General features: G+C 41.5%; 1 protein-coding gene and 2 pseudogenes. All 3 read right to left on the bottom strand.

What is annotated here, in order from left to right:
* Positions 1 to 616 (bottom strand): annotated as a pseudogene (locus ACESK1_RS11080) (hypothetical protein); the annotation flags it as partial.
* A 34-nt stretch (positions 617 to 650) separates the two neighbouring features.
* Positions 651 to 2363 carry a RagB/SusD family nutrient uptake outer membrane protein gene (locus tag ACESK1_RS11075; RefSeq protein ID WP_372920244.1) on the bottom strand — a complete coding sequence of 571 codons (1713 nt, stop codon included), beginning with the start codon at positions 2361 to 2363 and terminating at the stop codon, positions 651 to 653.
* 9 nt (positions 2364 to 2372) lie between these two features.
* Positions 2373 to 3050, bottom strand: a pseudogene (locus tag ACESK1_RS11070) (TonB-dependent receptor); the annotation flags it as partial.

The following is a 3050-nucleotide window of genomic DNA, read 5'->3' as shown; positions in this document are numbered from 1 at the left end:
TTACGGTATATTCAGCAGCGGTAAAACCATCGTTTGAAGTAATGGTATATACTACAGGCCTGGAGAAATCTCTTGAAACCCCTGAAGCGATATCTACACTTGTACCTTCAGGAATAACAAAATTGGGAGTTAGGCTTTCTATATCGCCGTCTTCACTACCTATATTTACCGTGATAGTATTTTCTTCATGGTCAATTTCCCCTGCATGTTCTCCTATTGAAAAATTGAGGAATTTGGGGTCTCCATAAGCAGCAACCATAGCCGTGTATTCGCGATTCGCGCCATTTTGCGCCAGGGTTGTAAAAATAACAGGACCTTCAGAAAAATCTAAGGTACTTCCCGATTCCGGATCAACAGTGGTTCCTTCGGGAGTTTGAAGATCTACGCTAACGGCACTTAAGTCTGTTCCGGCAGGCAAGGTCATGGAGATAGTCGCCGAGGTATGGTCTATTTCGGCAAATTCACCATTTACTTCGAAAGACCGAATTATGGCCTCGGAAAAATCTGGCACTACATCGGTGAAATTATCATCATCGCTACAGGAATGCAGCACTACAAAGGGTAATATCAGGAATAACCCAATTGTAATCTTTAGTAATTTTTGGAATGATTTCATTTGATCAGTTTTAATATTTTTTGAATTGAATTATTTAATATCCGGGTCTTTGCGAGTAAACTCCGCCGCTGGCATCAATTTCTATTTGAGGAATAGGCAGGTAATATTCGTGTGGCTCAAGATTAGCTCCCGACAAATATGATCTACGTGCCTGTTCACTAGCTATATATTCACTTATGTAGCTATCAGCAATTTCCCATCGCACCAGGTCATAAAACCGGTGACCCTCATTGGCTAATTCCAATCTTCTCTCAAAACGCAGCGCTTCTATTGCTTGTTCCTGAGATAAAGAAGTGGGATAAGTGTTTATTAAATAGTTTGCAGCATCCTCAGCAGGATTTTCAAAATCCTTTACATAAGGTGAGTTTTTTGCCCGCAAACGAATCTCATTAATAATTTCAATCCCCTGGGAAACATCTCCTGTTTCAATGAGGGCTTCGGCTTTCCATAAAAGAAGGTCTGAATACTTTATTAAAGGGAAGTCAAGGTTTCCTAAAGCCCACGGGAATCCATTTGGGTTAGAGGCCATTCCATCAGAAGTTGGATAGATCATATTTTTCTTCCGTACCAAAAGGCCGTAGGTCCCGGCATCTCTGCTCCAGTCTTCCTGTTGTGGCATAGCTGTCCAGTCTTTCCAGGTGATACCCGGTCTACCTATGGTGTGGTCCAATCTTGGATCTACAAAATCTTCTTCACTAACATTTCCGGAATTAAACGTGTTGAACATGGGTAGTCCATCATTATTGACCTTAAAAGCATTCGCCAGGTTTTGTGAAGGCTTATGAAAATCATCTCCATTAAGGTAGGGATGGTTAGGATCATCGTTAGGACTGTCCGGAGAGTTTATAAGATCCCCAAAGTTTACATTTCCGTATTGCGAACCATCATTAATAGAAAATTGTATGGCAAAAATATTCTCAGGGTTTCCATAACCCGGCTCAGAGTATAAGCGCTCAATATCTTCCACTAACCTGTACTGCCCTGAGTTTATTACCATATTGGTATTTGCAATCACTTCCTGCCAGTTTTCCTGGAATAAGTGTGCCTTGGCCAAATACGCATGAGCAACAAGAGCATTAGCACGACCAAGATCGGGTTGGGATTCAGGCAATAGATCAATAGCCCTGTTAAGGTCGTCTTCTATCTTTCCCCATATAAAATCTTCATCAAAAGTATTGGAGATAGATTTCAGTTCGGTTACAGAGGTATTCTCGTCATACCATACAATAGACCCAAAGTTTTTCATGGCTTCAAAATAGAAATGGGCTCTAAGCACATATAGCTCTCCAAGTCTAACATCTCGCTGGTCGAATTCTCCTTCTTCCAGTTCGGTTAAAAACCTAAGGGCAGTATCTACTCTTTTTACTCCGAAGTAGATCGATCTCCAGAGGTTATAAGCATTATCACTGGAAGGAAAGAGATCATGGGTCTCCATTTGGTGCATGCCTCCACCCGGGTTATCCCCGGTACCACCTCCACCTTTATAGGCATCTCCGGAGCGAATGTCTGAAGTTCCCCAGTTAGAAGGTGCATGGTCAAAAGGCCAGAGATCTCTGAAATCTCCGGTATTGTAGCGGTAATCCAGAGCACTATAAGCGGCAATCACCAGTGCTTCAGGCTCAAGGTTCTCTTCAGAAATCGTGTTTTCTTCCTGAACATGAAGATCATCCTCTGAAACACATCCGACGATCAACATCAACCCCAGAATGGGTAGTATGAGCTTTAATTTGTTATTCATTGTTTTCATAAGATGGATTTAAAAATTTGTAGATACGCCAAAAGTGACAGTTTTGGTATGCGGAAGACCATAACCTGCGATTCCTATTCCACCGGCACCTAAACCTGAAACTTCGTAATCGAAGCCGGAAAAGGAAGTAATATCCCAGAGGTTTTGTCCCGATAAATAGAATCGAAGATTTGTTAATCCTAATTGATCTGTGAGATTTTCTTTAAAAGTGTATCCAAGGGTAATATTTTTTAGCCTGAAATAGGACCCGTCTTCTACAAAATAACTCGAAGGTTGAATTTCATTATTCGAGTTATTGGTACTCAAAGCAGGAATATTGGAATTCGCCCTTTCAGGTGTCCAGGCATCCTGGGTGTTTTTCCCAAAATTGAAACTGAAATAGGTGAAATCACCAAGGTTCCTTTGGGTATTGTAAATATCATGACCGTGTTTTCCGTCAAAATAAGCACTAAGGTCAAAGCCTTTGTAAGCAGCGTTTAGGTTTAGGCCGTATATAAAATCTGGATGTGGATTTCCAATTATTGTTCGGTCATCGTTATTGATCACTCCATCATTATTAAGGTCTTTGTACCTAATTCTTCCCAGGTCTTTTCCAGACTGCCGGGCATGTACGGCCACTTCTTCCGGAGTTCTAAAGATTCCGTCGGCCACAAGGCCGTAAAAGGAAGCAATTGGTGAACCTTTTTG

The sequence above is a fragment of the Salegentibacter sp. genome, assembly GCF_041642575.1.
Lineage (GTDB): Bacteria > Bacteroidota > Bacteroidia > Flavobacteriales > Flavobacteriaceae > Salegentibacter.
Note: the sequence above shows the minus strand (reverse complement) of the source record. Positions and strands in the feature narration are given on the sequence as shown.